This window comes from Inhella proteolytica, from assembly GCF_016093275.1.
Taxonomy (GTDB): Bacteria; Pseudomonadota; Gammaproteobacteria; order Burkholderiales; family Burkholderiaceae_C; genus Inhella; species Inhella proteolytica.
In genome coordinates, this window is sequence record NZ_JAEDAK010000036.1 from 1 (window position 1) to 2,270 (window position 2,270).

General features: G+C 55.6%; 3 protein-coding genes. All 3 read right to left on the reverse strand.

The window, feature by feature from the left end:
• Nucleotides 1–259: 259 nt before the first annotated feature.
• Nucleotides 260–637: a hypothetical protein gene (locus I7X39_RS22880; protein ID WP_198113679.1), complete on the reverse strand. Its 378-nt coding sequence runs from the start codon at nucleotides 635–637 to the stop codon at nucleotides 260–262.
• An 87-nt stretch (nucleotides 638–724) separates the two neighbouring features.
• On the reverse strand, nucleotides 725–1,057 hold the full coding sequence (locus I7X39_RS22885) for a hypothetical protein (protein WP_198113680.1): 333 nt from the start codon (nucleotides 1,055–1,057) through the stop codon (nucleotides 725–727).
• 78 nt (nucleotides 1,058–1,135) lie between these two features.
• Nucleotides 1,136–1,621: a DUF695 domain-containing protein gene (locus I7X39_RS22890; protein ID WP_198113681.1), complete on the reverse strand. Its 486-nt coding sequence runs from the start codon at nucleotides 1,619–1,621 to the stop codon at nucleotides 1,136–1,138.
• Nucleotides 1,622–2,270 lie beyond the last annotated feature (649 nt).

Here is a 2,270-nt window from a genome sequence, read left to right on the forward strand (position 1 = left end):
GCGCGTCTTCACATCAGGGTCCGCTGCCATTCAAGGCCGCAGCAATGACCGTTTGTAGTTACCCCAGTCCGCACTTGCTCTGCGCTCAACAAATGGGCCACGAACGCGAAGGAATTCAAAACCCATTTCCTTGATGAATGGCTGCGCCATTCATCAGGGCTGGATATTGCTTGCAATCAGTGGGGAAGCCCTTGTGGTTTGAATTCAGCCGACCGGCCAGCGCAGCTGGCCAGGGTCGGCTGCAATGAAGGGTTAGCTATCACGCGTCCTTGAGCGCCTGAAGCGCTAGATAGCCGAAGGACTTCCCGTGCCCCTTTAGATTTGCCGACACGACCATTGCGGACGTAACATCTTGGAATGCCTCAACCTCAATCAATTCGTTCGAGTTTCTGTCCGCAATAATGGAGAACTCGAAGAATCGCTGATCCTTTGTTAGCCAGATTCCAGCGAATAAATCTCCACCTTGATCAGGTGTCGACGATAGCCGCACAAGCATTCCACTATCTGGCGCAACGCCATGTTGAGTGAGCAAATTCATCAACCAAGGGCAAGCGCCAGCGGCGGGAAGTGTTTTGGCCCGCTGAATCTCTGCGACGACCTCTTCGATCTGCTGAGCAACGCTTCGCTGCAACGACATGATGGCTAACGTTTGAATTCAGCGGACCAGCCAGCGCAGCTGGCGCAGGTCCGCTGCAATGAATGGTTAGCCAGAAACTTCATTTAACTAGAGCGGCATCCGGTAAAGAAACCGACCATTTATGGAATAAACCTCAGTGCGCCTAGCATCAATTGGAACAAGACATCGGCCCTTGTCAACAAAGGCCATGTCAACAGTTACGTGCAACTCGCCGCGATCGGCTTCAAGCAACCTGAGTTGACATTGAGCACTTGCTTGCCCGCACAAATTGGCTGCGCGCTTCTTGCTTTGCTCAAGTACCTTTTTCTGGACGTCATTCGCAGGCTTCGCATCATCTTGCGGATCGAAACAACTGAGACCCTCGGCCTGCGCAAAGTTGGCAAGCGCCGCCATTAATAAGCTTAGATAGAGGGCTCGCATGAATTGTGGCTGGCTAACGTTCGACGTAAGGGGCCTGCCGCAGGCAGGTCCCCTTGACGGAGGGGTTAGCCGTCGCGTTCATTGCTTGACCCCTCTACGGAAGTCCTCATAAGAGGTCCACGTGGGATCTGGCGCTGCGTGAATCTCAATGGGAAACGCAGGCTGACCCCGCAGTGCGATGTTGAGCTTTGCAATGAATTCGTCTTCAGACTTAGCGTAGTAAATCCACTCTCGAAGATTCTCGCCAGTAGACACGAGAACCAGTTTGGCCTTCGAGTTGGCTTCTACCGCTGGCCCTAAGAAGTCTTCCAACAGATCCATCCGTTGCCGCTCGCGCTGCTCGGGCATACCGGAGCTGGATTGATACCGCCAAACGAGGATGACTCGATCGGGATAGGCGGCGCGAGAGAAACCAGCAGGGAACTCGCTCAAGTAGCGGAAGATGATTGCTCGGCCCGTGGACTCTTGCTTGGACGTGACCAATGACCACGCCTTCTCCGGTTCCTCGGCGTGTGCCAGACTGACCATGACTGCGAGCGACAGTGCGACAAGCGTGTGGTTCATTGGACGGCTAACGTTGAAGCTGAGCCGCGAGCGGCGGCTTGCCGACGCGAGTCGGCTCGAGCGACTGGTTAGGTTGCATTCTGACCTCTCGCCCGACGCGACCAGAAGCCTGTGGCCATGGCGCCAATTGAACTACCTGCAACCGGCGCCCACAAGCTGCCCCACGAAAGGACGACTTGCAAGAGCGTCACAGCATTCCGGTGCGACAGCGCGGTTATGCCGCTGAACACTACATAGCCCGCAACATATATGCCGCCGAGAAGTGCCCCCAAAAGAGCCGCCGTGCGCCACGTGCCCGCGACTAGACCCAAGACTGAGCCACCCACCAAGAATGAAACGAAAAGGGCTGAAGCTGACAGGACGAGCACGTAGGTATCCAGAGAGAGCCAAGTGCTTTCATCGTCGACGGCCGGCAGCTCAAACGTGGATAACCACGAACCAAGGTACCCACGAAAGGCCACGGTGCCTACAAATACCGACGCAAAGATGGCGATGCGGAGGATTCGGTGTTTCATGAAACCTAACGAATGAAAGGGACTTCCCCGTCCCGAGCGGCCCGCAATAAGCGGGAAACGGCAACGAGTGCCACGATGGGGTTGCGAAATCTCATCAACTGACTCGAAAGGGGAAGTCCATGGCCATTGTGTGC

What these genes read in the sequence shown, in the direction of transcription:
- I7X39_RS22880 (WP_198113679.1), bottom strand. Translation starts at nt 637, where the DNA reads ATGTCGTTGCAGCGAAGCGTTGCTCAGCAGATCGAAGAGGTCGTCGCA.
- I7X39_RS22885 (WP_198113680.1), bottom strand. Translation starts at nt 1,057, where the DNA reads ATGCGAGCCCTCTATCTAAGCTTATTAATGGCGGCGCTTGCCAACTTT.
- I7X39_RS22890 (WP_198113681.1), bottom strand. Translation starts at nt 1,621, where the DNA reads ATGAACCACACGCTTGTCGCACTGTCGCTCGCAGTCATGGTCAGTCTG.